The following is a 24,349-nucleotide window of genomic DNA, read 5'->3' on the forward strand; positions in this document are numbered from 1 at the left end:
CTGTGCTGGAGATTTCTTTCGTCACGGATGAGGTCCTGCATTCTCTGCATAGCTGCACTGCAGCAAAGTCTATTTAATGTGCGGCGAGAATGGGTATTCTGGTTTTCATCGAAGCGATGCACCTCCTCCCGCACAGCTTCGATTTCAGACGGCCCGCTCCTCCTCCCAAGGGACGTCTGTCGGAACGGCGACACTCCTCCTCCCAGTCGCTGTTCGGTTCTTTTCGAAAAGCCTGCCGCACCTCCTCCCGCGGCAGGCTTTTTCGTTTCGAGGCCCGGCTGCATCAAAGTCCCAGATCGAGCTGCGGTTCTTGCCCGCTCTCTTCGGTGTTGAGCGACGAAAGGGTGATCCCTAGGAGCCGCACCGGACGTTTGAACGGGAATACCGAGGCGAGCAGGGTCTCTGCAATCTCCAGCATCTGGTCGAGGTTGGAGACGGCTCCCGGCACTGTCTGGCTGCGTGTCGCCTGGCTGAAATCCGAATATTTGATTTTGACCGTCACGGTCTTCCCCGTGATGTCGTGCGCTTCGCAATACTTCCGGACTTTCTCCGCCAATGGCCGCAGTTCGCCTTTGGCGAGATCGAAATCATCAATGTCCTTGACGAAGGTGTCCTCGGCGCAGACGGACTTGCGGATGCGATCGGGCCTGACCTGTCGTTCGTCGATCCCACGGGCGATGCCGTAGAAATACGGACCGGACTTGCCAAAATGCTGCTGAAGGAAGGCGAGGGACTTCGACTTCAGATCAAACCCCGTCTCGATTCCGTGCCGTTTCATCCGCTCCGCTGTCGCCGGCCCCACGCCATGGAACTTCTTGACAGGAAGCATCTCGACGAAACCCGGTCCGTTCTTCGGGGTAATGACCGCCTGGCCATTCGGCTTGTTGAGATCGCTCGCCATCTTCGCCAGGAACTTGTTGTAGGAGATGCCAGCCGAGGCGTTGAGGCCGGTTATATCCTTGATCTTCGCACGGATCTCCAGCGCAATCTCGGTGGCAATCTCCATCCCCTTCAAGTTGTCGGTGACATCGAGATAGGCCTCGTCGAGCGACAGTGGTTCGATCAGCGGCGTATATTCGGCAAAGATCTCGCGGATTTGCAGAGAAACCGCTCTGTAGACGTCAAAGCGCGGCGGCACAAAGATCAGCTCGGGGCATTTGCGCTTGGCGGTGACCGACGGCATGGCCGAATGCACGCCGAAGACGCGCGCCTCGTAACTCGCGGCCGCCACCACACCACGGGCCGCCGATCCGCCGACGGCCAATGGTAGCTCGCGCAACGCCGGATTGTCGCGTTGCTCGACAGACGCATAGAAAGCATCCATATCGACATGGATGATTTTGCGCACAGATTACACGCTCCCCATTACGTCGGTTCCAACATGGTACGCGGGCATTTGGTGTACAGGCACCTAACTGCTCTGGTCGTGCATGGTGCCGGTGATCAAAGCAACAGACCTTCCTCGTCTGGCTTCGGTTTGGCCTGTGGCGGCACGATCACCAGCATGTTGCCTGGGAGCGGACGCTGGAGGTGGCGGGCTTCATCCCACGGTGCTGTCAACCAGGTCTCGACTTCTTCAGGCGTGGTCAGGATGGAGGGCATGGCCTTTTGGTGAATCGGCGAGACGATCTCGTTGGGGGAGGTCGTCAGAAATCCGAAGAGTTCGTATTCCTGTTCGCCATCCCTGACTTTGCGCACGCCCTTCCACGGGGTCCAGAAGCCTGCGAAAAACATCAGCGGCGGCTCTTCGTTGCCCGCGAACCAGGCATTAGGCACCCGTCCGCCCTCAATCTTGCTGGCTGGATCCGGCTCGGCAAAGGAGGTGAACGGAACCACGCAGCGGCTGGTCGGGCCAAGCCATCGGCGCCAATGTGGGGAGTTTACATTGCGGATATTAGTGACGCCCGGGTCGTAGTTTTTCACATAGGCAGGCGGCGACGGCATTCCCCAGGTCGCCCTGGCAATCTCGCGTTGTCCGTCCTCAGCAACGCGGACAATCGGCGCCTGATAGCCTGGATAAACATCGACGGAGGCTTCGTTCCAGCCGGCCCGGTCCCGGAATGCTTTGGTAAACTGCAGGACCGCATCGCGGGTGGTCGTCACATTGTAGAGATTACACATTGCCGTCCTCCTATCCAATGTCGGTCAAGGCGAAGTTTCCGATCCTTTTGGATCGTAATCAAGCTTTGAGAGCTTCTCCGAACACGTGGACGCTTGCATCTCAACAGCCACGCCTGCCTCCAGCAAACACGGGAATTGCGTTCCGCATCTATCGCGCCCATCGGAGCAATGCATCTTGTCGCAGCCCATCGCCATCCGGCGGCGCAGATCCACAAAACGCATGCTGGCGCCAAACTCTCTCACCAGCGTCTTGCGATCAAGTTCTCCCTGCTGACCGCACGGCTTGCATTGGACGGTGATCACCGGTCCCTTGAAATCTCTGAGCGTCAACAGGCCGGGCATATCTCTATTTTCTCATCCACGATATTTTCGTCACATTCTGCATCGAATTGAATCTGCTTGATGAATCGACTGGGCAACAGCCATCTCGTGATGTTGGCCGCCGTCCACCCGATTCTTGTCCGTTGACTCATCGTTAGTTAAGGAACAAAAACAGAACATATCAGCTTTTTTTGGGTGTGCAAACACCCCCTCGACGTAAGAGACCATGCCAATCACTGCCGCCAATCCCGTTATTTCCGAGCTTCAGGACCGCATCCGGCGGCTTGAAGGCGGAGCTGCGCGCAAGGGCGAGGTGCTGTCGTTCGGAATTGCCGAGATTGATTCAAAGCTGCCCGGTGGTGGTCTAGCTTGTGGCGCTTTGCACGAGGTGGCTGGCGGCGGCGCCGACGCGGTTCATGGCGCGGCCGCCGCTCTGTTTGTCGCCGGCATCGTTGCGCGCACCAAGGGCGATGTGCTGTGGTGCTTGACACGGCCGGATCTGTTTGCCCCGGCCTTGGCGCAGGCAGCTCTGACACTTCGTTAGACCGGACCAAGCCTATCTATTACGAGCAGCGCGACGGCCGAGCTGTCGAACCGTATCGGTGTCGATACCATTGGTGGCAAGTTCCTGTAGGTCTCCAGTCAACCTGAACCCCTATTTTCGTGGTCGTTCCTCTACTGGCGCGAGCCTAGTCTGGCCTGCCTACCAACCACACGTACAAGCATTTTCATAGACTGAGTTCAGTACCTGGTCGTGCGACCTCGGTGTTGTTCGAACTGCATTGTCAACCGACTATTGCTCTTTGTTGAGGAAACGCTCCAGATCCTCGATGCTCGTCATGACGGCCTCAAAATCAGGCGGTGTCGCAAAGATCATGGCTGACATTCTGTCGTAGTCGGTCGCCAATTTCTTGCGCATATCGGCGGTCGGCACCAGCCGGAAACTGCCGGGTACTGCCCGATCATAGCGATGGTCCGGTGCACGAAACATCAGTTCCTTGTGCTGCCGGCACGCTTCAGCAAGATCGAGCATGGATGCAGTCGCCTTTCCGTAGTCTGGATGCGTCCAAATCTGATGAACATCGTAATAGTGGCGCGAGTATCGATTGAGGTCAGGGACCATTCTTTCCGCATTCTGCTCCGCGTTTCGTTTCTCGGTCATTTCCGTCATGGCATGAAGGATGAGGACCTTTTCCCAGAACGTCCGCTCGGGCTTGACGGTCATCACATTGGAGATCGTGAGATTCGAACCGGCCGGCATTTCGGATGCTATGTAGGGGACGATCTCTCGCGTTTCGGCTGGCACCGGATCCGGGCGTGCGCCGCCTTCGATGCGCACCGCCGCCTCGACATAGCCGCCGCTGGTATCAAAGACGCTTCTGTATCCCAGCACCAAAATGTCGAGCGCTTCCTTCTTCCGGTAGGGATCGTACCCGAAGCCGAGCGTAAAATGTCCCGTTTGTCCAACTCTCCTTCGACCACGGCGATTTCCTCCTCGAGCAAACGCTTGAGTGGCCCAGAGATATAATGCCTTGCTGCCTCGTCCACCTGCTCGGCCAGAGCCTTCTGTTGTTGATTGACAGAGGGGAGAGCGGCGATATCGGCCTCAAGCGGAACTTTCGGGTCCCCCTTGTAGATGCCGATGTCGATGTCCTCGGAAAAACGCTGGATCAGGCTATAGGCCTTGCTGAGGCTGGTACCGCCCTTAAAATAGAGGCCGATAGCATCGTCCCTCCGTCGGTTGAACAGGAAGTCGAGCACCCAGCAGACGTAGAGATCTTTCTCGATATTTCGGTCCGCGTTTCCAGATCGGACGCCGCGGCGGAGAATAGTGCTCTCCGCTCGTCAGCGCTTGAGCGAAGGACTTCAATGAAGCTCTGGCGCATGTCCAGCCTTCCCATCCTGACCTGTTGGAGTGTCTTCATCCACCGGGGGCCGCGGGTCGCGTGTTATCGTTTCTATCGCCTGGTACATCCAGGCAGGGATGGCGTTGATGTTTTCGCGCAGATCCTCGACAATCGGTTGCCTGTGGGGGCTTCGTGCCAGGTAACGGGCGATACCATCGACAACCGTCTCCAGATTGGATCGCTCATCGCGAAACCAGTGGAGGGCCTGGATCACCCGCATTGCCGGCCGGCCGGCCCAGAAAGCGGTCTTTGCCGAAATTCGCTTGAAGTCCAGGATATAGATGACTGGTTTTGTGGCCTTAGCGTCGCCGGCATTGGCCTCGATTTCGATGGTTCGGGGATAGGTATCCGCATAGATCGTGGACCGGGCCGGAACTGCCGTCGTGAGGCCCAAATCGATGGCAGCCGTCATGCCGTCAACGCACACACGAAGCTTGTCGCGCCGTGCAATCGCATCGATGAATGAGGCGCGTGGCGGAAACACCATCTTGCCGGTCAGCTGGCTGATACCCGGCTTGTCGTATAGGCCGCGATGAGGCCGGCGGATGTCGCCGCGGATGGTTAGCCTCTGCAACGCCTTTTCGACGGCGTTCGGTGTCGCGATATCGAGGAAATCGGCACGCGACCAAACGCCCGAAGGTGCCGCGCCGGCAATCCGTTGGTGAATACGTTCGAGAGTGTCCGATCTGGGATCCGGCATGGTTGTCCGTCCTTCTGACCGAAGATTATATACAAACTTTGGTCACTGGCAATCGATCCTGTCCTTCTGACCAATTTTTATGTCTAAAAATTGGTCAGTGATATGACTCGTCAGGCTTTCATATAGTGCTTTTAAAAAGCGGTGGTCAGGCCCTTGAACGCGTCATGAGAAAAGGAATCCGCAACGAACATCTGGATTGTTGGCCCAACGTTTCGCAGGGCTCGCAACGAGTGGCATTTTTGAAGGAACGGCCGGATTCCCCCAACACCTATCTTTTCGCCAAGCAGAATGTCGCAGGCGAGAAACCCTGGCTTCTGTTTGTCGCCATCACTCTTCGTTAGAAAGCTTCGGTAAGAAGGAGCAGTGAGATCCCATGCAAATGTGCCAACCCTTGGGATTTGCTCTCCATCGCGTGTGGCCACCTTTTCGTAGCTGACGAGACCGAGCTTTCTGCTCCAGTCGCTGATGGCCTTCAACAGGACGGACTCTGTGATCAGTCTGGCCCGGACATCTTGAGCCAGGGACTCGTAGCGGCCCTCGTATTGGGTGAACACGATGCATTCTCCCAGTCCGCTCACAAGGACCTTGTCCAAGAGTGGGCTTGCCTTAGCCGATTGAAGATCGTGTCTGGTGACAGATGCCGTGCCTGCATGATCGGCGCGCCACGCGCGATCGGGAAGTGCTTTACTGGAATGAGCCCGCCACGTAGCAAAATCGACTCGATTGCCAATCCATATGCCGGACGTGTCCTGATGAGAGCTTCGATGAGGTTCTCCCAGTATTGCGGAGAGCCGTAGTGTTGCTGCAAATAGATGAAGCGAGCCTTGCGCGGGAAAGTGATGTACGCGAGACGTTTGACAGCGGCTCTGGTGCGAGACACACGCTGCCTGGCAGCGTCCGGTTTCAAGCCATGAGCGTCGATCAGGAATTGCGTCACGTCGCTTGTAAGCGACGGGCCATGTGCCGACAAATAAAACAGAACCACGTCACCTGCAGATCGCGTGGTTTTGAGCGCGTTTATCGTTTCATTCGCTCCGGCCATCAGCCAGCTAGAAGGGATAGATGCTCGAAGATCAGTCTGATCCCTTGCGCGATCCTGTCTCCACGTTCAGCGAGCCGTCCGAAAGCGGCACAGCACCTGCAGGTCGCCTGATCAGCACGCGGCAGCGTAAACAGGCCGAGCGCAATGATGCTCCACCCATCGGCGTTTCCGATTCCCGCTCTCTTGTCTGGCATCCCTAATCCAGTCCCGCCCTTGGACGGTCAACCCACAAGGGGTTCGCGAGCGAGCTGCGACCTCTCTGGCTGCGCCGCCGAGGTGACCGCGGCCCGGCCTGGATCGAACGGGCGCCATCGAGCGGGGATCGGCCCCGCCAATGGATGGAGCCTCACATGTCGGATCTCAGCCTCGCACAAAACCACGCACTCGATCTTGCCCGGACCCTCATGGTCCCGGTCACCCTCTTTGAAATAGATGGAGAGATCGGCGTCATGCCTTCCGCCGAGTATGACGGCGATGAGGACGCCATCATCAACGAATATGATCCCTTTGCCTATGGATCGGCTCATTGAGCCGATCACCCCTTCCAGGGAGCGCGTGCCGCTCGCGCTGAGGCGCGCGCAAGGGAGGCTTCGCCGCGAACTTGTCCGGCAGATCTGCACATTGCGAACCGCGCCCTTGCGCGCTTCCATCTTCGCGGCCTGGGCGCTGCCAGTCCAAAAAGTAAGGAAAGCAGAGGAAGCGAAATGAATAAGAATGACATTGAGGAACTGCGAGCCCGGGTGGGCTGCGCAGCCGTCCTTGAGTATGACGGCTTCGCGATAGACAGGAAAGAGAGCACGCGCCGGGCGGTAAAATTCCGTCGCGACGACGACATCATCATCGTCATCCATGACGACAGAGGCTGGTTCGACGCTCGTTCGGATGCCAAGGGCGATGTGTTCGCTCTTGCAGGCTATCTGCATGGGTTCGGATTTGCGGAAGCGCTGGCGGTCGTTGGCGATCTTGTCGCGTTTCAGCCTACCGCACCGACCTGGGAGAAGCCTCTCCGGCAAGCGCACACAATGGCTTCGGTCGCTGACCGCTGGAACCATAGAGAGCGTCCGTGGCGCACATCGGCGACGTGGAGATATCTGCATCAATACCGCGCCCTGCCATGGCAAGTCATCTCCGCAGCGATCGAGGCAGACGTTCTTCGAGAAGGCTCATATGGCTCGATGTGGGCAAAACATGTCGATAAGACTGGCGCCGTCATCGGCTGGGAAGAGCGCGGCCCCGACTGGCGCGGGTTTTCAACCGGCGGCGCCAAGGCGCTCTTCCAGTTTGGTATGAATGACGCTCATCGGATCTGTGTGACGGAGGCGGCGATCGATGCGCTCAGCCTGGCCGCGATCGAGCAGACAAGATCCGACACGCTCTATGTCAGCACAGGTGGCGGTTGGTCGCCGTTGACCGCTCAGGCTTTGGAAATCCTGGCTTCAGGGAAAGGCGCGTGGCTGGTGGCCGCGACCGACAATAACGTCCAGGGTGAAGTCTTTGCCGATCGTCTGCGCCAGATGGCAGATCGCGCCAGTTGCGATTTCTCGCGGCTCAAGCCGCGGTGTGAAGACTGGAATGAAGAATTGCAACAGAGGAGGGAAAGAGGAGAGCTGCCGCATACGCGGACAGCGCATCAAGGGTGAAGCTGCCGCCCGCCTGACGGCGGCCCTTGACCCGCTGCCCGCGAAGCGCCGGCTGTGGAGGGGTGATCAAAGGACTGAACAGAGAGGTCGATCAGGCTTCGCTTCAATCGCAACCCCAAGGAGCCGCAGATGTTTAATCCTCCCACCATCCGCAAAGTATTCGAAGGCGTCGCTACCCGCCACGAGATGTACATCCTGTTCAACCGCCATTGCCAGTCGCCATTCGACGATAACAGGATATATGGCACTCGTGATGTCGGCGAGTGGTTCGAGGTATCCGAAGCCGATCACGACCACATGTTCGAGATCCTGCCGCCGCTATTTTACCGCGGTGACATGTTCGCCATGCGCGTGTTTCTGGCCGCCAGCGTCACCAGCGTTTTCTTCGCCCTGCGGATCGATGATCGTTCCAGATGGTTTCACGGATATTGCGACCTGGGCGATCGTCAGTCACCTGTTCGGATGCGTGCCGCAATCATCACCCGCGAAGCCCGTCCCGTCCGCGCCATGAACCGACAGGAAAGGCTCGATCATATCTGGAGCGCGACTGGTCCGGATTTTCGCGGCTATGCCGATAACCGCTTTCCAGCCGATCTGTGCAATCGCCAGATCGTGCTCGTCTATCCCTCTGCACAAGGCAAAATCTGGAAGCTGCTTGATGATCTGACCGACGAGGAGATCGCCGTCAAACTGCCGGTGCAGTTCCGCCTCCTGCCGGAAACTATCGCTGCCTGACGGCAGCCTTCACTTCCAACCCTCCACCATCCGCATCCTGGCAACACCCGCAGTCAACAACGAGTGTGCCTCGACGCGCCCACTCACAGGAGTTTACCAATGGCGCGTGACGATCCCTCTACATCGACCTGTTCGGCAATACAGCGCTCGCATCCGGCTTCGATCTCGGTATGCCGGGTTTCGCAGCAGACTTCGGGAACCACCTCAACGACAACCCGACGCCATCGACGCCGGCGCCGGCACCGGCCGTGCAAACGGTAACCCCGGCCAGTCGAAGATGGTAGGGGCGCTGAGCGAAGCGCGGAGCCAGGGAAACATGGCAGCCGGCTTGTACCGAAGTCTGCTGGGTCCGAGATTTGTCAGTGCTCTCTGATGACGCGGCGTTACCATGGTCGGATCGCTATGCGATTGCATCATCCTGTCGTGGACCAGATTGTGGGCCGGCACAGCACCTCGGTTTTGCTGCGGTCTGACATGGGCGCGTCCCGGTCGAAGGCCGTGTGCCACGCCGCGTTGCGGCAGGATCACCGCCTCGTCGCAAGGCAGGCCCGCGTCTGTCACAGCCCGCTTGGGCGGGCCGCACCATCCGCAAACCTTCCCCGCTCCTCTTGGCGACGCCCTGACCTTGGGCCGGACCGCTGACGCCCCTGTCCTTTTGCCCGCACCCGAGGGGATGAGCCGGACGACAAACGGCACCCCGGGCTTCGCTGAAACATCGCTCATAAAGGATCCGATCATGGCACCGCTCAACCGCTCCACCCAAAAGAACCGTCCGGCAAAATCCCAGCGCGCCACCACACTCGAAATGGTGAAGCACGCCTGCCCTGACCTGAACCAGGCGCTGCGCATCTCGGAAAGCTTCGGCCTTGCCCTCATCGATAGCGACGGGATCCGCGATCTCCATCGCCGCCAGTTGATCGAAAGCGCCGATGCCCTGAAGGAAGGCCTTGCCGAAAAGGCCATGCAGATCCACATGCAGCGCATCGCCGGATCGTTTGTGGGCTCCGCCTACGGCGCCGGGCAATTCTACAGCCGCTCGGTCACCGAGGCCCGTGACCTGACGACCAAGCTCTCGAACGACGATCGCGACGAAGATCTCGACGGTCCAGTGGGATTCGATAGCCGCGCCCAGCGCAAACGCGAATTTGCCGCCGACATGGGCCTGCAGGCCCACGTGCTCCGAATGGCAGCCGAAGGCGCCATCTGCGCCTACGAAGACATCACCGGCGAAACCTGGAGGCCTTACGAGCGCACGGTCGAGCAATCTGGCACATCCGTCGATCAAAAGGCCGCCAGCGCCCAGATGGCAGCTTTCGAATAGCACGATCGCGGGGCTCCGGCCCCGCATTTCTCTTCCCCCGGTCGAAACGGTCGCCGCCACAAGGCGCCGGCTTTTGTGTGTGGACATATCGCGCCCATGCGGTCCGTTCCGGATCGCGGTCTAGCTTCGGCCGGCTGGTGCCGGCGCAACGGCAAGCCGTCCTCCACTTCGTTTCGGCCCGGATCTCTCCACTCGCACTTTTTCGGATTGATGACGTCGGGTGCGCCGTCGCAGGCCTGCGCTCTTCGACCGCCGTGACGGACCGCGATGGGCGCGGTCTTCGAAGCGAGGAGAAGAAAATGAGACAGGAAAGCCGGAAGAGCGGTCAGGAAACGCGCGTCGACATCTATTCGAAAATCACAGACCGCATCATCGCCTCGCTGGAGGAGGGCGTCCGGCCTTGGGTGCAGCCCTGGAACTCGGGGCATCTAGAAGGTCGCATTTCCCGCCCAATGCGGCACAATGGCGAACCCTATTCCGGGATCAATGTTCTGCTGCTCTGGTCGGAAACGGTCTCGCGTGGTTTCCGTTCTCCGACATGGATGACGTTTCGTCAGGCAGCCGAGCTCGGCGCTCATGTCCGCAAGGGTGAGACCGGCTCGACCGTCGTGTATGCAAACCGCGTCACCAAAACCGAAACCGCTGCCAACGGTGATGAGGTCGAGCGTGCAATTCCGTTTCTCAAGACCTACACTGTCTTCAATGTCGAGCAGATCGATGATCTGCCTCGTCACGATCAGCCGGTGCCGTCCGATCGGGCCAACCCGGTTGTAAACCGCATCGCCGAGGTCGATGCATTCTTCGCTGCTACGGGCGCCGTGATCCGTCATGGTGGCAGCAAGGCTTATTACGCGCCAGGTTCCGATACGATCCAGATGCCGCCGATCGAGGCGTTTCGCGATGTCGAGAGCTATTACGCGACACTGGCGCATGAAGAAATTCACTGGGCCGGTGCATCCCACCGGCTGAACCGCGATCTCTCGCGCTACGCCAAGGATCGGTCAGAGCGCGCACGCGAGGAACTGATCGCCGAGCTAGGAAGTTGCTTTTTATGCGCCGATCTCGGGGTCGTCCCGGAACTGGAGCCGCGCCCCGACCACGCCTCATACCTACAGTCGTGGTTGCGTGTACTTGCCGATGACCGCAAAGCGATCTTTCAGGCGGCAGCGCATGCGCAACGGGCAGTGAATTATCTGTACGGCCTCCAGCCTCTGGTGTCTGAAGAGAGGGAGGCAGCTTGATGACGACGCTCCATTCCTCCTCCCGATTACGGCACTCAACCTTGAACCTGGGCGGGTAAGGAGGCCGGCCCGAAGCAGATCTAAATCCAGCATATACAGAAATGCTGTATATGCTGGATTTTCAGTCGTAAGTCTATTATACTTCCTTCGATGCGACACCTCAGGAGATCAGCATGCGACACACGCCAGGCTCTTATACGACCAGCGATCTCTCACGAAAGTCCGGCGACATCATCGCCGAGGCACTTCGCCATCCCGTGACCATCACCCAGCGCAACAAGCCGCGTCTGGTGCTGCTCAACATCGAGGACTACGATCGGTTGATGCGCCAGTCCGATGCCCGGTCTGCCATGACGCTCGAAACCATGCCAGATGAATTGTTCGACGAGTTCGAGACAGCCGTTGGCGCGTATGCCGAGAGCGACGAGGCTGGCCGGTGAGCGGTTATGACGACATCCAGACGCGGCGATCGTTCGCTATCCCTATCTCTGGGCGCGAGAAAGCGGCAAAGGCGAGACCGAGGGCCGGAAAAATCGGCCGGTTGCGGTCGGCGTCCGGATTCCCCGGCCCGACGGCGATCTGGCGTTGTTCTTTCCGATCACCACGAAGCAGCCCGACAAGGCACGCTTCGCCACTGAAATTCCCTCGATTGAAAAACGACGAGCAGGGCTGGATGCCGATCTGCGGCTTTGGATTATCCTCGATGAGTTCAACAGCGATGTGATCGGGCGCTCGTTTTATCTTGAACCAGAACCGCCGCTCGGCCGGTTCAGCAAGGCATTTTTCCTCCCACTGCTTCGGGAGTTCGTCGCACGCCGGAAATCCCTGATAGAAATCAGCCGCTTCCGATAGCGCCAGTAACGGCCCGTCACTTTGAGCTCACTCGATAGAGCGGTACTGCCAATTCCCTTCACGTATCTGTTGTCGCTCTTCTGCGAACTCGATGGGGCATGTCTGACCGGGGAGCGGCTTCCCGCAACGGCCGTTGGTGACTTTCTTCCCCTGTCGGCTGCGCCGCCATTCTTGGCGGTAGGCCTCATCCTCGCGGCTGGATGGCTCGTGGTATGAAATCCGGTTCGCGAGGCTGAATAATCAGGGGATTTCCGTCGCAAACTTCATCGTAATATTCGAATTTTGCGGCGTATTTGACGTCCGTTTGGGGCCAGACGCCGCCTTTGATCCTTGACTGTCAGGATAAATCGCCGAGCTCGGGGCGGTGTTTCTGGCGGCCGACCTCGGCATCGTGCCCGAACTGGAGCCTCGCCCGGATCATGCTAGCTATTTGGCATCGTGGCTTTCGGTGCTGCAGAACGACAACCGCTTCATCTTTCAGGCCGCCGCCCAGGCACAGCGCGCGGTCTCCTATCTGCATGATCTGCAACCATCGGCTGGCCGGACAGCCGCCTGACCCACGGCGAAACTGACCCTGCATGGCCCCCTCAACAGGCGGCCATGCACAAAGCGGCGTCGTCACCGAATGGCGTTACGGCACTGATCAGGCTTCAACAGGCGGGTGCGATCATGACGGAACGTATCGAACGGGACGGCTCGCACACGATTGCGATTGCTGTACCGCCCTTTGACGGGTCGCCCCAACGCGGTCTCGAAGGGGCATGTCTGACCGAAGACCGCCTCGCACACTCGGCTCGTTCGGCTGGAGCAACGGCCGGCTCGTTTTCTTCCCCTGGGCGCTGCGCGCCCATTCCTCGCGAGACAAGAAAGCCTCGGCCCATGGCCGTCCTTCACTTCGTTGCGGCCCAGCGGGTGCGCACCGACCGTCCCCGGTCTTATCGACAGCCATCGAGGCCGCGATAGGCGTGGCCCGAACAACAGAAGGACTGCACCAATGGCAACCATCGGCTCATTCACCGCTTCCGAAAACGGCTTCTCCGGCACAATCAAGACCCTCAACCTCAACGTCAAGGCTAAGATCGTCCGCGTCGAACGCTCTTCAGAAGACGCCCCCGACTTCCGGGTGCTGGCAGGCACAGTCGAATTCGGGGCAGGCTGGCAGAAACAGGCACGCGAAACCGAGCGCGACTACATCTCCGTCAAGCTCGACGATCCGAGCTTCCCGGCTCCGATTTACGCGACACTGACCGAGGTTCAGGGCCAGGAAAGTCTGCAGTTGATCTGGTCGCGCAACACGCGCCGCTGACGCGACACTAAGAGCCCCGCTCGACCCGAGCGGGGCTCTTCTCGTGTCACCTGTTGAGGGCATCCTTCAGCGCCTTCGCAGGCGTGAAGGTCACCTTCTTTGCAGCGGCGACCTTGATGGTAGCGCCGGTCGCCGGATTGCGCGCATCGCGCTCCGGCGTGTCTTTGACCTTGAATTTGCCAAACCCGGGCAAGTTCGTTTCGTTGCCGGCAAGGGCAGCTTCGGTAATCGAGGCGATGACCGTCTCAACAACGGCCTTGCCTTGGGGCCTGGTGAGGCCGTGCTCAGTGGCCACCTTTTCCGCGATTTCGTTCGTAGTCGTCATGTGTTGTGCTCCTCATCGTCATAGATGCCGGAATCCGTGACAGCCAATTGGGTCGCTGTCATTGAGGCACTGCACAAACCGTGGTCGAATTTTCCGACTTTCCACAGGTTGCGCGGGCTCGGTAGCCTCGTTTGCGCTTCTGCAGGGCAAGTTCGAGAAATAGGCTGACGGCCTGGTGCTTGTCTTGGAACAGGTGAATTTTCTGCTGGCCGCGGCACCCGATGCGACCCCAGCTGCGCAAAAGCGATGCCTCACCGAACAATGTCGGCTGGATCGACAATGCATAATAGCGCGCCATGTTCTTGGTGGCATCGATCCGCTCGATATAGAGATGGTAGGGTTGGGCAATCATCGTGGCAGGATCGCCGTTCGTTCATCCTGCGTCCAATGACGGTTTTGAATCTGTGGGCCATGACCGATTCACGATCGTGATGGTTGCCGGGTGCTGAACTCCGACAGAACGGGCAAAACGGGCATCTCCCCTTCGGCCACGCGCCAGATCCATGGCTCGACATCGGGACGCGCGGCAATCATCTCCGCGAGCGCTACCTTGAAATCCCCATCCGCATCGGGCGGCACGATATAGAGCGCTACCGGCGACGGCCGATGATGCGGGAATGTGGCCGCTGCCATCGGCTGCGCCGATGGCAGATTGAAGCGTAACCCCTTCACGCTTTTCAGACTGAGCCGCGCTAAACTTTCGACCAGCCGCTGCTCATAGGCGTTTTCAATCGGGAGCCACTGTTCGGTCACGCACATCAATGCGATCTCGTCGATACCCGCAATACCGGACGGCGTCATGCCAAAGGTCGCGATAACGATGAGATGGAACGCTTCGTTTGCCTGCCAGAGTTCCAGCGCCGCCGCATATCGCGATTGCAGTCGCCGCCAAGCGCCATCCTCGAGCATCAGCGGAAAGCCCGGCATATGCTTGATGACGATCTTCTGGCCGCTACGCGCCGATGCGAATTCCTTCACCTCGCCGACCAGCAGCATCAGTTTACGTGACCCGGATGCCGGTGCGCGGATGTCTTCCAGCGCCAAAGCCCGCCTTTGCACGATAACCGCCTTGTCTTCCAGCCTGAAGGTCTCCGGTACGAACAGGCGCTCGACCAATGCCCCACCTTTGACCGTCATGGTCGCGGCTGCGTCCATCAGATGGCTTCGCACCTGAAACCAATGCCGCTTGCCAGCCCAATGCGCCGTCCATTCGGTCAAGCCGCCCTGATGCCAGAGATAATGCAGGAGCGCACGCAGCGACAATTTTCTAATCTCGTTCTTAACCGGACCTCCATATTGGGTTGGCGCCGCGGTCACCTTTTTAGCGCCCCGTTTCGACAGTGAAAAATCCAGTTTGAGCGCCGCCAACCCGTTTGCCGGATCAACCTGGATAGCGCCACCGATCAACGGTCCGAGGCCTGACAGCTCGTAGGGCGGCTCATAGGACGGGCATTGCGGATCGTGTTCGCCACCTGACAGCGGCATGCGCTTGATGACAAGCTGCTCGCCAATCTTCGCAACGTACATCGAGGCGCCTTTGTCACAGCAGAGGCAAATCGGTCGATCTCGCAGGCGATAGGCCTCGCCCAAGGTGGCGTTGAACTCCGGGTCGTCATCCTCGACGATCACTTGGCCGATCATATAGCGTCTGGTCACCGTTCACGTCTCTCCAATAAACTGCCGATCTGCCGCAACGCCTTTGGGGGCACACGAGACAAGCCCCTGTCTGCTGAGATGGGCCACTGTGGCCCCAAGGAAGATGCCGCCTCAAGGTCGCACGGCCCCTCCAATTTTGCCTGCGCAGCGCTCCGACAAAATCGGTTCCTCCGCACGCCGGCTCTGCCGGTCGCTGGCGCGAACCTTGACCCGTCATTCTCCTTAGAGCCGCGCCGATTTCATCTTTCACAAACGTCAAGGAGAATAAGATGACGATCGAACAGCATATCGAAGAACTGTACGCCGAACTCCGCAATGCACCTAATCTCGAAGAACGTCGCCAGATTGAGACGGAACTGAGCGCCGCAATCGAAGAACTCGCCGCCCGCCTTGAGCACCAGTCTCCTACCTAGGAGGCACCCTTTGCCACCTTTCAATAACGCCGCCGGTTCGACCGGCGGCGTTATCGTCTGCCCCCCAATGGCTAAATCCAATGCCGACACCATCCAAGCAACCTCTTTCCAAGCAGATTGGCTCTCGAATTGACGCATCGGTCCCTCTCAATATCCGTCCTCACTCAAATAGACCGAAAAGCTCATCGATCCTGTCCCGACGAGACTGGCGACTAAAGTTGGCAGTAATGGCTATCCTACCTCAACCTCGGATCAGGGCGTCGAATTGATCCGGCATCGAGCCTGCAAAGCACTTAAAATGAGTTTCTTCAGCGACGCAAAAAGTGGTATCGCCGCGTTGAATTGGTAACGCATCGCCGAGATTAAGATGCCGGCGCGCAGATCAATGGCCGTAGCTCTTGCACGATCACCCCGACCCGTGGCGAAACCATCGCGCCCGTCCAATTGTCGGAGAATGTCCCACCGCCATCGGCGGCTGAAAGCCAGATTACCTCGTTTGTCGTCAGTTCAATTTTTACCTCGCTGCCAATCGGACTGCCGGTTACCGTCTGGACATAGTGACGTTTGATAGGGTGACTTCGTCCTGCAAGGTCGATCAAATTGTTTTCCCGGTAATCGAGTTTAATCGTACCGTTATCCGGATGGGAGGAGCAGTCGGTTGACCGCTCACAGCGGATGACAGACGAGAACGCGCATGTCCACTCCAGGCCGCTGCGCCACATGGGATTATCAGCGGCGTTTGCCGTGGTTGTCGCCAGTAGCAAAACGGCGATAAGCGGGTGCTTCGAGATCACGGTCACTCCATCGTGGGCCGGATAAACCGCATCCGAAGCCAGCAGATGAATGAAGTAATTATAATTTACTGAATCCGCAAGGCAGAATTATCGATCAGTCCGCTTTATTCGGCCCTTTGTCCCATCATCAGCACTTGCAAAGGGATCTTCAGGTTCGTGCTGATCCGCGTGATGACCTGGAGCGACGGGTTTGCGGACCCGTCGAGAATCTGCAGGTAATACGGCGATGTGATCTCGCACAGGCTCGCCATTTCCTTCTTGTTTAGGCCGCGCTTTTCCCGCTCGCGCTCCATGGTCATCGCCATGTTTCGCAGGATCATCGTGCCCAGGTCGGTATCGGTCTTCTTACGCTTGCTCGTTGCCATAGGATTAATTATATTTAAATATCCATTGTGTCGTGTGAGGGGTGCCCATGTCGGTCAAAATCAAAAGAATGAACGCGGTCATTGGAGTTCTTCTTTCTGTATCCGCATCCGTGTTTGCTTTTCCCGCAACCGCGAGCGAATGGGGCTGTGAAGTATTGTTGTGCGCAGCATCGTCCAATCCCTCGTGGCGCGGTGTCGCTTACTGCCATCCACCGATGAAGCGCTTGATTACGGAGATGAAGAAGCCAGACTTTGATTGGCCAACCTGCCCGGCAGCCGGCACAGGCTCCCCCGGTTTTGAACGTTATGCTGCGTGCCCAAAGGGATATCAGGTTGGAAGGCGCCAGGACAGGAACGGTTTTGGCAGAGAGCAGAACCTCTGCATAAGGACAGTGAATATGTGTCAGGGCAGGACGCACGGTCTTTATAACTCTGATCGACAGCAAGGCTGCATACAAACGGTCTCCATATCCCGACCGCTCAAGTCAGAGCCCTATTTCTTTGACATCAAGAATGAAACCTCAGGTCAAACCGAGCGGCATTGGTTCGAACTTCACAAATAATCGGTTATTGACGCTTAAGGAAGGTTTAAATGAATGGGGCATGTTAATCGTCATATACGCTCGGCCACGTTCGAAAACTACGACTGGGTACAGGTCACCATTCTCGACAGGAAGCAGGTTGAATGGATCACGAAAAATGTCGCTTCGGGTGATCTGGCCTATGTCGAGACTCGGATATCGAATTCGAGCTATCATCGCGATACAAGACAGTTCAGCCTAATTGCCAAAGAGCGCATGAGCGGAAGCGCGTTTATTTGGCGACCGTCCGAAACACGGGTCGGCTAAGCCGGCCCAGTCGCCGTTTTCCCGATGGCGGTGAAGATCGGCTGTCCACTCGGTCGCTTCGGACCCGCGATCGAAGCCAGTGACGGGTGAGAGTGTCGTACGCCCATCACATCGTTGCGCAGGCCAGTCAAGCGAAGGCCGGCGTGGACTGCATGGTGATTTTTATCATCTTCGATGCCGTGCCGGTCGGCAAATCGCGTGAAAACCGATCGCCAGGATGCGTAAACGCTCGCCTGGTGCTGCGAGGCTGGAATTCGTTCCGGTGGGGTAACGGACGAAGCACATGAAGTAAATCGCGATGTCGTTCGGGCTCGGCAGCTAGTAGCACGACGTCAGATCAGCCAAATCCGCCCTAACTGACGGTTCTCTGGGAAGGCCATCTGGAGCAAGGCTCCAGTGGGACGGCTTTCGCCTCAGAATTCGCCTGTCCGCACTGTCAATTGGTCCATATAAAATACAAGCGTGAGTCTATGATTTCGAGGATTGGCGCAACCGACGGGCTGGGTTTTGACAGGATGTCTCTGGCTGACTGTTGGGTCCGATAAAGCGGGGCGAGTTCGGTCTCGGGCCTGTGCTTATGGCGGCGATCAGGGCGACCGCCGGGGATGAGAAGCGGAGCGCATGATGGGCCCCGCGTCCAAATGCTCAGGAAATGTCGGGGATCCGATCGGCGATCTTTTCGAGATAGTCATCGATCGCTTCTTCGATATAGGCGTTGAACTTGCGGCGCTCTATCGCGGCAAGGATCTTCAGCGTCTTGTGAACGTCGGCGCGGATATGAATACCGGTGGTCACTTTTTCTGTGTCTCGGAAGCGTTTTCCGGCAATCGGATCGCGGCTTTCACCCTTGGCGACCATCTCCCGAAGTTGGGCACGGTCTACCGGTGGCTTCGACGTCGAGGCTCGATGGTCGCCCTCGGTTTGCAGAAGAGGGGAGGCGGTGTGCTTTTCACGCACAGACGGTTTTTCGCGGTTGGTGGAAATCAGCCCGAGAACCAAGTTCTTGCTGTTTGCTCCGTCGCTCATGATTGAACTCCCTCAGCGGTCGATCTGTAAAGGGCGAGAACCTCGCCAAGAAGCGTTTCCATCTCGGCGATGGCTTTCGTGTCGGACGTTGCCACTGTCTGGAGCGTGCCGGCGGCGCCGATCGATTGATAGCAAGCGCGCCGGGCGATGGGCTTCGAGGCGAGCGCAACGCCGCTTTCCCGCAAGATTTCGCGAAGCGGTGCATGCGCCTTAGCGCGTCCGGTGACGAGATCGTGTTGGTTGATGACGATCAGAGCGGGAAGTTTGCGCTTTTGATCGTCTTCGACGACGGGGATGTGATTGAGTGCGAGTTGCATTCCGGCGACCACGTCGTCCTGGGTGGTCTGAAGGGGAATGAGGACGACGTCGGCACAATAGAGACCCGCGAAGAGATTTTCATTTGTCGTTCCCTCAATGTCGACAAAGACGATCCTGCCGTCGCGCTGCCGATCCAACGCCATTTTGTAGAGCCGACTTGGATCCAAGCAACTTTCTGCCTCCAGCCTGTCAGGCCAGACCTCCATCTGCTTCGACATCGTCACCCATCGCATTGTGTTGGCACGGCTGTCGGCGTCGATGAGAAATACATCGTTTCCGGCATGGGCGGCGGTTCCCGATAGAGCCCGCACGAGCGTAGTTTTTCCTGTCCCGCCTTTTGGGTTCGCGATGGTGACGATCATGAAAGCTCCGTTCATCTCAAGAAAAACTATAATTAACAGTTAGCAGCTTTTCTTGCAACGCTTCAGTACCCCGTTACTCATTGACCGCTGATGATTGATTATCGACAATTGCCAGCTGTTCATCATCAACGGGGAACGACCCATTGCTGATTGGCAAGGAGCAGTTGATGACGCGTTTCTTGATGATTAACAACGGATATCTGACATTATCCATGCTTTGACGGCCACTCTTCACGTAACAATGGGCAATTGCCAGCGTTTCAATTACCCATTGTCGGTCGCCGTCCAAAGACGGCTCGTGCGTCACACCTGCGAGTGCGAGTTGACAGTGCGAAGTGGAAATTATAATTTATTTTCGGTGGCAGGATAGTCAAGTTTGTGGTACAAACTCGACGCCGACCGGCACCGGCGGTGCTGGTGTTCGCGCCGATGACGCTCTGGGGCGCCTCCGGCACCAGTGGCAAGGAAGAGGAAGCGATGCGAAGCGAGGTGGTCAGGGTCCGCATGAAGCCGGAAGAGCGGCAAACGCTCGCGGCGCTGTGCGGAGAAAAGCGCACTGCAAGCGATGTTATCCGGTTGCTTTTCCGCAATCAGGCCGGTCTACCATTGCCTGTCGGACCCATTGAAGCCGACCATCTGCGGGGCACGAATGAGGAATTGCGTCGGGTCGGCATCAATCTCAACCAGGCTGTGCGGGCCATGAACGAAGGCCGCGTCGGCTATGAACCGCATCTTGATGCAGCGCTGCGGAAGCTTCTCGACGCTGTGTTCCGGCTGAGGGCCGATGTCGATTTGATGCTTCGGATCAGCCGGCGTGACCGGAGAGGAGGCGTCCATCGCTTATGAGTGGGCAAGTCTCCTCGGCGAAGTCGATGGCTACTCCGCGCGGCGGGGGGCATCGCTCCTTGACGATGATGAGGAGCGGCGCCGCGGATGGGCGAGTGGTCCTCACGTGACCAGTGATCGCGCTGGGAAGCGGTATCTGCCAACAGGGATTGCAGCCAGGGCCGCGACGATCTCCGTCCCGTCGGGGGAGCAGACTATCGCCTCCATCCTGCAGCCAGCGCGCTCCTCTCCGCAGGACGTCATCGCGCTCGTCGGTGCTTTAGCTTCACGCACGGGGCCGGAAGAGGACGATGAATTGCGCAGGGGCGGGGGCGGCGGCGGTAGCGCCGCACGTCAGGCCAACACGCAGATCGCCACGCGGCGTTCGTTGAAAGACAAGGCGTGGTCAGCGGTTGCCAGCCGGGGAGCGCTTGCTGCCGGTGCCCAGCCGGTTGTGATCAAAGTCACATCAACGGTTTGCAGCCGAACTTCGGCCGCTGGCCTGCTCACCTATCTTGGAACGCGCGAGGTCGAAAGCGAAAATGGCAGCAACGCAAAGCTTGACACTCCTGTCATTGATCAAAACGGGATCACTATCGCAAGCAGGGAGGCGCGCGCGGCCGTTCTCTCAGACTGGATCGCTGAATTCCGCGAGCCTTATGCCGTTAACGCGGTGGCGAGCATCTCGATTACGTTTGCCGAACCTGCGGGAGACGACGATCTTCATGAGGCGCTGAACGCTGCCTTCGGCTCAAAGCCATTCCTTTATTCTCATCGTCCGGATGGGAAGATTTCTGTCTATGCGGTCACGGACCTGCCGGCGCGGAAACTGGCTGGCGCTTTGAAAGCCCGTGAGAAGGGCGATGGTTCGGTGCGGTTCGCAGGATCTGCCGAAGATGACCTTGCGGCACGGTTGGCGGACGCCGGCAGACGGGCGGAGGTTCGCGTTCTTGGGGCTACCACTTCGGAAAAGTCGAGCCGCTATTTCCTCGAAAAGTTTCTTCGTGCTGAAAAGCGGGTTATCACGAGCGCCGGCGACGCGGTAAAACGCGGCGCTTCAATCCAGAAAGCAGCCGACGGAATTTGGCAGGAGTGGTCCGGTCATATTCGCACCGTTGAACCACGCAATGCTTTCCATGTCATTTTCTCAGCCCGCGCCGGTACAGATGCGGAGGCGATGAACAGCGCGGTGCGCGATTTTCTGAGCGACCAGGTCGCAGGGCACCAGTGGGTCACGGCGCATCATCCGGAAACCGGTCATGTGCACGTCCATGCGATGATTTCCGCCCGCGATGATGTTGGCAAAGCGCTGCGGTTGACCAAGCCCGAACTTCATCAATGGCGAGAGCGGTTCGCGGCAAGGGCGCGTGAGCATGGGATCGCAATGGTGGCGACCCGCCGCGCCGACGTCGCGGCAACGCGGCCGTACAGTCAGGCGCAGGCCGGCGCGTACCAACGTGGTCTTTCCGATCCGCGTTATCTGAAGAACCGCGATCTTAACAATCGCGTCGAGCGAAAGCGGTCCGGTGTCGCCGATCGCTTCTCATTCGCAAACAGCAGTCTTGCACTGGCCCCACTATGGCGGGCGACCGTGGACGCGCTGAAAAAGGTAGGGGCGAAATCCACAGTGATTGATGCTGCCGATCGGTTTGCCGCTGCCGCCGCGGAGAAATCGCCAAAGCTTCCACCACAAAATGAAACTGGCATCGTGCTTGTGCGGCTGGAAATCAAAACTGTCAACGACCCTGCTTCCGTGTCGAAAACTGTCGAGCGCGCCCTGAATATCGATTCTCGGTTCGTTTCTGTGAAAGCCGGAACAGTGTTGCTGTTGGCGCCAACCGCAGCGAGCGTCAGCATGCTCGAGCGGGAGCTGAAGAGACAGGAGGAGATTGGCCCGGGCGCGGTGACCCTTGCGGTTATGAAGAATATCGAGCGACGGTTGTTCGAACAGGGGCTACATGCCGCCGTTTCGGTTGAGGTGGCCGGCGCTGGCAAGAATGGTCATCCGACGCCGTGGCTGCAGAATCGCTTCGACAAATTCGTTCACCCGCCGGCGTCGGAAGCCACGCCTTTGGCGAAATTCGTGACTTTCGTTTCAGGCATCAAACATCGAAAGGAAAATACCATGCCACTATCGCTGGAACAGTTCGATGAGCGCGTCGCACGCGCCAACAAATCCATGGACCGCCTAGAAACCATGGTCGACAGTAGTGGTGAGCGCCAGGCGGTCGAGGAAATGCGGCGCGAAATTTCCACACTCTTTGCCGAGCAGCGTCGTGACATCGAGTTGCAGCAGATACCGTCGGCGATGCAAACTTCCGGGGGAGGGGGAACGTTGGCAGCTGGAAGAGCGAGCGACAGCGATCATCAGAACCGGAAGCCGCCGGCAACTCTCGATCCCGCAATCGCGGTCCAGCAAGACGCTATTGCTACAGGTCGAGCGGCCCGGGCAGCACGCGAGCAGGCGGTGGGTTCGAAAGGTGTGCAGGACGAACAGCGTCATGAGCGCATTCGCCAGTCCGAGCAAGAGCGTCACCGCGACAATGGACGCGATGTGGTGGAGCGCTAAGCGAATGCTAAGTGGAGCAAGCCAGGATATTTCTGTCACTTACCCAAGCGACCTTAATCGGTCGAGGCTGTGAGTTCACCTGCATTTTCCACATTTCAGACTTGAGCACGAGTGGTCTAAAGATGATTGCCGCTAGATGCGGCAGCTTTGCGCCGTCCATTCAGCCGTTTAGGGTACCTGCATCGCGCGCTGGAAGCGGTAGGTCTGCTCAAATGATCACGCCCGGAAGGCTGGAATCGACGTGTGTGTTCTGTGGTAGGGCGAGCGATGTCCCTAGCTCGTACTGCGGTGGGATTAAATAGTAGCCATTGTCAATGAGCGCGTCGGCCAGCGCCATGGGGTCAGGGGTTCCTCATCGACGACAGGGGCTTCTGTTCGGTCCCGACCAGTTCGTAACTCCGGATTACTCTCGATGCGCGACCGGAGAGTGCCGCAGGTGATGTTGACTTACACGACTTGTCTCATATCTCTCGAACTTGAGTAACGGGGTCACCAACGACAAGAGCCGCTGGGGTCTCATTGATTGCCTAACAAGGGCGGGTGCCGATGAAGGGAAACGACCAGTATACGGACGCGCGGGACGCTGGCGACAGGCTCCTTGCTCGGCATACTTCCGAAGACCCGTTCGCCGCCGCTTTCAAGGCGACGCGAATGCCGATGATTATCACGGATCCGCGCCAGCACGACAATCCAATCATCTTTTCTAATGCTGCTTTCTCAGAACTAACGGGATATTCGGCCGACGAACTGATCGGAAAGAACTGCCGCTTGTTGCAAGGTCCCGAGACTGATCCCGCTGCCGTTGCGCGAATTCGTGACGCGATTGCGGCGGGCAAGGATATCGCAACCGACATCCTTAATTATCGCAAGGACGGCTGCACGTTCTGGAACGCCCTGTTCGTCAGCCCGGTCCGCAACAGTGACGGCGAGATCATTTACTTCTTTGCCTCCCAGCTAGATTTCACCAATATCAAGAGCAAGGAAGCGGACCTCGCCGCGGCGCGGCATATCGCCGAGGAGGAAGTGCAGAGGCGAACAGCCGATCTCCGGGAGGCTCTTGGGACGAAAACCGTGCTTGTTCACGAAGTCGATCATCGCGTGAAGAACAACCTCTTGACCATCGCCTCCATCGTCAAGCTCCAAGCACGGATGTCCCAAGACGAAACCGTCAGGAAGACCCTGCGCTCGGTCCTCAATCGCGTTGAGGCGCTAAGCACTGTCCAGCGCAAACTGTTCAATGATGACGATGTGGGTCATTTCGACGTCGCAGACTTCGCCAGGGAATTGGTTTTCGACATCGTCGACGCCCTGAAGAGAGACGACATAAAGGTCACGACCGATTTGAACGAGGTCATTGTTCCGGCCGCAAAGGCGTCGCCGATCGCCCTCGTCGTCAATGAGCTTGTCGGAGATGCTGTGCGTCGGGGTCTGAGCGTTGGTGGCGGCGAAATCCATGTCGAAGTGCGACGATTGAACGGGCACTTTCTTATTCGTGTTGCCGACACGGTCACCCCGGTGGAGGTCGACTGTGAGGAGCACATTTTTAGCAATCTGATGCTGAACACCTCGCTCAGGCAACTTGGCGCGACGATCGAGCGGACGCTGGCGGGTCATCGCACCGACGTCAGCGTCACGCTGCTTGTCGATGACACGAAGGAGTAA

28 protein-coding genes and 3 pseudogenes are annotated in these 24,349 nt (G+C 58.3%); 16 read left to right on the forward strand and 15 right to left on the reverse strand.

The window, feature by feature from the left end; all coding sequences use genetic code 11:
• Positions 1-283: 283 nt before the first annotated feature.
• The 3 genes from dinB to ACSQ3J_RS24230 all read right to left on the reverse strand — a co-directional run bounded on the left by dinB (position 284) and on the right by ACSQ3J_RS24230 (position 2,463).
• The gene (gene dinB / locus ACSQ3J_RS24220) at positions 284-1,348 is read right to left on the reverse strand and encodes a DNA polymerase IV (RefSeq protein ID WP_436040503.1); all 1,065 of its coding nucleotides are present in this window, start codon (positions 1,346-1,348) and stop codon (positions 284-286) included.
• Positions 1,349-1,443: 95 nt separating this feature from the next.
• Positions 1,444-2,121: an SOS response-associated peptidase gene (locus ACSQ3J_RS24225; protein ID WP_436040504.1), complete on the reverse strand. Its 678-nt coding sequence runs from the start codon at positions 2,119-2,121 to the stop codon at positions 1,444-1,446.
• 24 nt (positions 2,122-2,145) lie between these two features.
• Positions 2,146-2,463, reverse strand: coding sequence for a hypothetical protein (locus ACSQ3J_RS24230; RefSeq protein WP_436040505.1), 318 nt, complete (start codon positions 2,461-2,463; stop codon positions 2,146-2,148).
• A gap of 205 nt (positions 2,464-2,668) precedes the next feature.
• On the opposite strand from ACSQ3J_RS24230, the pseudogene ACSQ3J_RS24235 reads away from it, so the two are divergent.
• A pseudogene (locus ACSQ3J_RS24235) lies at positions 2,669-2,974 on the forward strand (damage-inducible mutagenesis protein); the annotation flags it as partial.
• Between the two features lie 261 nt (positions 2,975-3,235).
• Here ACSQ3J_RS24235 and ACSQ3J_RS24240 read toward each other — a convergent pair.
• The 4 genes and pseudogenes from ACSQ3J_RS24240 to ACSQ3J_RS24255 all read right to left on the reverse strand — a co-directional run bounded on the left by ACSQ3J_RS24240 (position 3,236) and on the right by ACSQ3J_RS24255 (position 6,091).
• Positions 3,236-4,328 (reverse strand): annotated as a pseudogene (locus ACSQ3J_RS24240) (nucleotidyl transferase AbiEii/AbiGii toxin family protein).
• Positions 4,309-5,049 (reverse strand): DUF6088 family protein, encoded by a 741-nt coding sequence (locus tag ACSQ3J_RS24245; RefSeq protein ID WP_436040506.1) that lies wholly within the window; start codon positions 5,047-5,049, stop codon positions 4,309-4,311. Before ACSQ3J_RS24245 ends, ACSQ3J_RS24240 begins: the two are co-directional and overlap by 20 nt.
• Before the next feature lie 131 nt (positions 5,050-5,180).
• A complete protein-coding gene (locus tag ACSQ3J_RS24250; protein ID WP_436040507.1) occupies positions 5,181-5,603 on the reverse strand; it encodes a hypothetical protein in 423 nt (140 codons plus the stop codon).
• Positions 5,604-5,623: 20 nt separating this feature from the next.
• The gene (locus ACSQ3J_RS24255; protein ID WP_436040508.1) at positions 5,624-6,091 is read right to left on the reverse strand and encodes a hypothetical protein; all 468 of its coding nucleotides are present in this window, start codon (positions 6,089-6,091) and stop codon (positions 5,624-5,626) included.
• Between the two features lie 20 nt (positions 6,092-6,111).
• Here ACSQ3J_RS24255 and ACSQ3J_RS24260 point away from each other — a divergent pair, with 20 nt between their 5' ends.
• The 10 genes and pseudogenes from ACSQ3J_RS24260 (at position 6,112) to ACSQ3J_RS24305 (ending at position 13,186) form a co-directional block, all read left to right on the forward strand.
• Entirely contained in the window at positions 6,112-6,291 is a 180-nt protein-coding gene (locus ACSQ3J_RS24260; protein WP_060501776.1) for a hypothetical protein, read from the forward strand.
• A gap of 150 nt (positions 6,292-6,441) precedes the next feature.
• The gene (locus tag ACSQ3J_RS24265) at positions 6,442-6,621 is read left to right on the forward strand and encodes a hypothetical protein (RefSeq protein WP_020046815.1); all 180 of its coding nucleotides are present in this window, start codon (positions 6,442-6,444) and stop codon (positions 6,619-6,621) included.
• A 174-nt stretch (positions 6,622-6,795) separates the two neighbouring features.
• Complete coding sequence (locus ACSQ3J_RS24270; protein ID WP_436040509.1) at positions 6,796-7,731, forward strand: DUF3991 and toprim domain-containing protein; 936 nt, start codon at positions 6,796-6,798, stop codon at positions 7,729-7,731.
• Between the two features lie 129 nt (positions 7,732-7,860).
• Positions 7,861-8,466: a DUF1419 domain-containing protein gene (locus ACSQ3J_RS24275; protein WP_436040510.1), complete on the forward strand. Its 606-nt coding sequence runs from the start codon at positions 7,861-7,863 to the stop codon at positions 8,464-8,466.
• Positions 8,467-9,202: 736 nt separating this feature from the next.
• Entirely contained in the window at positions 9,203-9,787 is a 585-nt protein-coding gene (locus ACSQ3J_RS24280) for a hypothetical protein (RefSeq protein WP_060501827.1), read from the forward strand.
• Between the two features lie 299 nt (positions 9,788-10,086).
• A complete protein-coding gene (locus ACSQ3J_RS24285) occupies positions 10,087-11,028 on the forward strand; it encodes an ArdC family protein (RefSeq protein ID WP_436040511.1) in 942 nt (313 codons plus the stop codon).
• Between the two features lie 173 nt (positions 11,029-11,201).
• Complete coding sequence (locus tag ACSQ3J_RS24290; RefSeq protein WP_436040512.1) at positions 11,202-11,468, forward strand: type II toxin-antitoxin system prevent-host-death family antitoxin; 267 nt, start codon at positions 11,202-11,204, stop codon at positions 11,466-11,468.
• Positions 11,469-11,613: 145 nt separating this feature from the next.
• Positions 11,614-11,880, forward strand: a complete 267-nt coding sequence (locus ACSQ3J_RS24295) for a hypothetical protein (protein ID WP_436040513.1) — start codon at positions 11,614-11,616, stop codon at positions 11,878-11,880.
• Positions 11,881-12,226: 346 nt separating this feature from the next.
• A pseudogene (locus ACSQ3J_RS24300) lies at positions 12,227-12,436 on the forward strand (zincin-like metallopeptidase domain-containing protein); the annotation flags it as partial.
• Between the two features lie 438 nt (positions 12,437-12,874).
• On the forward strand, positions 12,875-13,186 hold the full coding sequence (locus ACSQ3J_RS24305; protein WP_436040514.1) for a DUF736 domain-containing protein: 312 nt from the start codon (positions 12,875-12,877) through the stop codon (positions 13,184-13,186).
• A 46-nt stretch (positions 13,187-13,232) separates the two neighbouring features.
• On the opposite strand, the gene ACSQ3J_RS24310 is transcribed toward ACSQ3J_RS24305, so the two are convergent.
• From ACSQ3J_RS24310 to ACSQ3J_RS24320, 3 genes are all read right to left on the reverse strand, one after another.
• Positions 13,233-13,511 (reverse strand): HU family DNA-binding protein, encoded by a 279-nt coding sequence (locus ACSQ3J_RS24310; RefSeq protein WP_436040515.1) that lies wholly within the window; start codon positions 13,509-13,511, stop codon positions 13,233-13,235.
• A gap of 58 nt (positions 13,512-13,569) precedes the next feature.
• Positions 13,570-13,863, reverse strand: coding sequence for a WGR domain-containing protein (locus tag ACSQ3J_RS24315; RefSeq protein WP_436040516.1), 294 nt, complete (start codon positions 13,861-13,863; stop codon positions 13,570-13,572).
• A 68-nt stretch (positions 13,864-13,931) separates the two neighbouring features.
• Positions 13,932-15,152, reverse strand: a complete 1,221-nt coding sequence (locus ACSQ3J_RS24320; protein ID WP_436040539.1) for a DUF1173 domain-containing protein — start codon at positions 15,150-15,152, stop codon at positions 13,932-13,934.
• Positions 15,153-15,436: 284 nt separating this feature from the next.
• On the opposite strand from ACSQ3J_RS24320, the gene ACSQ3J_RS24325 reads away from it, so the two are divergent.
• A complete protein-coding gene (locus ACSQ3J_RS24325; protein ID WP_200956633.1) occupies positions 15,437-15,580 on the forward strand; it encodes a hypothetical protein in 144 nt (47 codons plus the stop codon).
• A 362-nt stretch (positions 15,581-15,942) separates the two neighbouring features.
• On the opposite strand, the gene ACSQ3J_RS24330 is transcribed toward ACSQ3J_RS24325, so the two are convergent.
• On the reverse strand, positions 15,943-16,374 hold the full coding sequence (locus ACSQ3J_RS24330; protein WP_436040517.1) for a hypothetical protein: 432 nt from the start codon (positions 16,372-16,374) through the stop codon (positions 15,943-15,945).
• A gap of 104 nt (positions 16,375-16,478) precedes the next feature.
• Complete coding sequence (locus ACSQ3J_RS24335) at positions 16,479-16,739, reverse strand: helix-turn-helix domain-containing protein (protein WP_060504288.1); 261 nt, start codon at positions 16,737-16,739, stop codon at positions 16,479-16,481.
• A gap of 47 nt (positions 16,740-16,786) precedes the next feature.
• On the opposite strand from ACSQ3J_RS24335, the gene ACSQ3J_RS24340 reads away from it, so the two are divergent.
• Positions 16,787-17,302: a hypothetical protein gene (locus tag ACSQ3J_RS24340; protein ID WP_436040518.1), complete on the forward strand. Its 516-nt coding sequence runs from the start codon at positions 16,787-16,789 to the stop codon at positions 17,300-17,302.
• A 930-nt stretch (positions 17,303-18,232) separates the two neighbouring features.
• Here the strand turns inward: ACSQ3J_RS24340 and ACSQ3J_RS24345 are convergent.
• From ACSQ3J_RS24345 to ACSQ3J_RS24355, 3 genes are all read right to left on the reverse strand, one after another.
• On the reverse strand, positions 18,233-18,613 hold the full coding sequence (locus ACSQ3J_RS24345; protein ID WP_060504289.1) for a hypothetical protein: 381 nt from the start codon (positions 18,611-18,613) through the stop codon (positions 18,233-18,235).
• Positions 18,610-19,293: a ParA family protein gene (locus ACSQ3J_RS24350; RefSeq protein ID WP_436040519.1), complete on the reverse strand. Its 684-nt coding sequence runs from the start codon at positions 19,291-19,293 to the stop codon at positions 18,610-18,612. The genes ACSQ3J_RS24345 and ACSQ3J_RS24350 overlap by 4 nt, the downstream gene beginning before the upstream one ends.
• A gap of 73 nt (positions 19,294-19,366) precedes the next feature.
• Positions 19,367-19,582, reverse strand: coding sequence for a hypothetical protein (locus ACSQ3J_RS24355; protein WP_436040520.1), 216 nt, complete (start codon positions 19,580-19,582; stop codon positions 19,367-19,369).
• 89 nt (positions 19,583-19,671) lie between these two features.
• Here ACSQ3J_RS24355 and ACSQ3J_RS24360 point away from each other — a divergent pair, with 89 nt between their 5' ends.
• The 3 genes from ACSQ3J_RS24360 to ACSQ3J_RS24370 all read left to right on the forward strand — a co-directional run bounded on the left by ACSQ3J_RS24360 (position 19,672) and on the right by ACSQ3J_RS24370 (position 24,349).
• On the forward strand, positions 19,672-20,139 hold the full coding sequence (locus ACSQ3J_RS24360) for a hypothetical protein (protein WP_436040521.1): 468 nt from the start codon (positions 19,672-19,674) through the stop codon (positions 20,137-20,139).
• Between the two features lie 892 nt (positions 20,140-21,031).
• Positions 21,032-22,687 (forward strand): relaxase/mobilization nuclease domain-containing protein, encoded by a 1,656-nt coding sequence (locus ACSQ3J_RS24365; RefSeq protein ID WP_436040522.1) that lies wholly within the window; start codon positions 21,032-21,034, stop codon positions 22,685-22,687.
• Between the two features lie 546 nt (positions 22,688-23,233).
• Positions 23,234-24,349 carry a histidine kinase dimerization/phosphoacceptor domain -containing protein gene (locus ACSQ3J_RS24370; RefSeq protein WP_436040523.1) on the forward strand — a complete coding sequence of 372 codons (1,116 nt, stop codon included), beginning with the start codon at positions 23,234-23,236 and terminating at the stop codon, positions 24,347-24,349.

The sequence above is a fragment of the Rhizobium sp. LjRoot98 genome, assembly GCF_964252935.1.
Taxonomy (GTDB): Bacteria; Pseudomonadota; Alphaproteobacteria; order Rhizobiales; family Rhizobiaceae; genus Pararhizobium.

Bases quoted from the DNA above. Each gene is read 5' to 3' on its own strand.
- ACSQ3J_RS24290 (WP_436040512.1), top strand. From the start codon at position 11,202: ATGCGACACACGCCAGGCTCTTATACGACCAGCGATCTCTCACGAAAG.
- ACSQ3J_RS24270 (WP_436040509.1), top strand. From the start codon at position 6,796: ATGAATAAGAATGACATTGAGGAACTGCGAGCCCGGGTGGGCTGCGCA.
- ACSQ3J_RS24335 (WP_060504288.1), bottom strand. From the start codon at position 16,739: ATGGCAACGAGCAAGCGTAAGAAGACCGATACCGACCTGGGCACGATG.
- ACSQ3J_RS24350 (WP_436040519.1), bottom strand. From the start codon at position 19,293: ATGATCGTCACCATCGCGAACCCAAAAGGCGGGACAGGAAAAACTACG.
- ACSQ3J_RS24340 (WP_436040518.1), top strand. From the start codon at position 16,787: ATGTCGGTCAAAATCAAAAGAATGAACGCGGTCATTGGAGTTCTTCTT.
- ACSQ3J_RS24230 (WP_436040505.1), bottom strand. From the start codon at position 2,463: ATGCCCGGCCTGTTGACGCTCAGAGATTTCAAGGGACCGGTGATCACC.
- ACSQ3J_RS24245 (WP_436040506.1), bottom strand. From the start codon at position 5,049: ATGCCGGATCCCAGATCGGACACTCTCGAACGTATTCACCAACGGATT.
- ACSQ3J_RS24285 (WP_436040511.1), top strand. From the start codon at position 10,087: ATGAGACAGGAAAGCCGGAAGAGCGGTCAGGAAACGCGCGTCGACATC.
- ACSQ3J_RS24310 (WP_436040515.1), bottom strand. From the start codon at position 13,511: ATGACGACTACGAACGAAATCGCGGAAAAGGTGGCCACTGAGCACGGC.
- ACSQ3J_RS24320 (WP_436040539.1), bottom strand. From the start codon at position 15,152: ATGATCGGCCAAGTGATCGTCGAGGATGACGACCCGGAGTTCAACGCC.
- ACSQ3J_RS24370 (WP_436040523.1), top strand. From the start codon at position 23,234: ATGAAGGGAAACGACCAGTATACGGACGCGCGGGACGCTGGCGACAGG.
- ACSQ3J_RS24260 (WP_060501776.1), top strand. From the start codon at position 6,112: ATGCTCGAAGATCAGTCTGATCCCTTGCGCGATCCTGTCTCCACGTTC.
- ACSQ3J_RS24325 (WP_200956633.1), top strand. From the start codon at position 15,437: ATGACGATCGAACAGCATATCGAAGAACTGTACGCCGAACTCCGCAAT.
- ACSQ3J_RS24315 (WP_436040516.1), bottom strand. From the start codon at position 13,863: ATGATTGCCCAACCCTACCATCTCTATATCGAGCGGATCGATGCCACC.
- ACSQ3J_RS24265 (WP_020046815.1), top strand. From the start codon at position 6,442: ATGTCGGATCTCAGCCTCGCACAAAACCACGCACTCGATCTTGCCCGG.
- ACSQ3J_RS24225 (WP_436040504.1), bottom strand. From the start codon at position 2,121: ATGTGTAATCTCTACAATGTGACGACCACCCGCGATGCGGTCCTGCAG.
- ACSQ3J_RS24255 (WP_436040508.1), bottom strand. From the start codon at position 6,091: ATGGCCGGAGCGAATGAAACGATAAACGCGCTCAAAACCACGCGATCT.
- ACSQ3J_RS24280 (WP_060501827.1), top strand. From the start codon at position 9,203: ATGGCACCGCTCAACCGCTCCACCCAAAAGAACCGTCCGGCAAAATCC.
- ACSQ3J_RS24305 (WP_436040514.1), top strand. From the start codon at position 12,875: ATGGCAACCATCGGCTCATTCACCGCTTCCGAAAACGGCTTCTCCGGC.
- ACSQ3J_RS24275 (WP_436040510.1), top strand. From the start codon at position 7,861: ATGTTTAATCCTCCCACCATCCGCAAAGTATTCGAAGGCGTCGCTACC.
- ACSQ3J_RS24345 (WP_060504289.1), bottom strand. From the start codon at position 18,613: ATGAGCGACGGAGCAAACAGCAAGAACTTGGTTCTCGGGCTGATTTCC.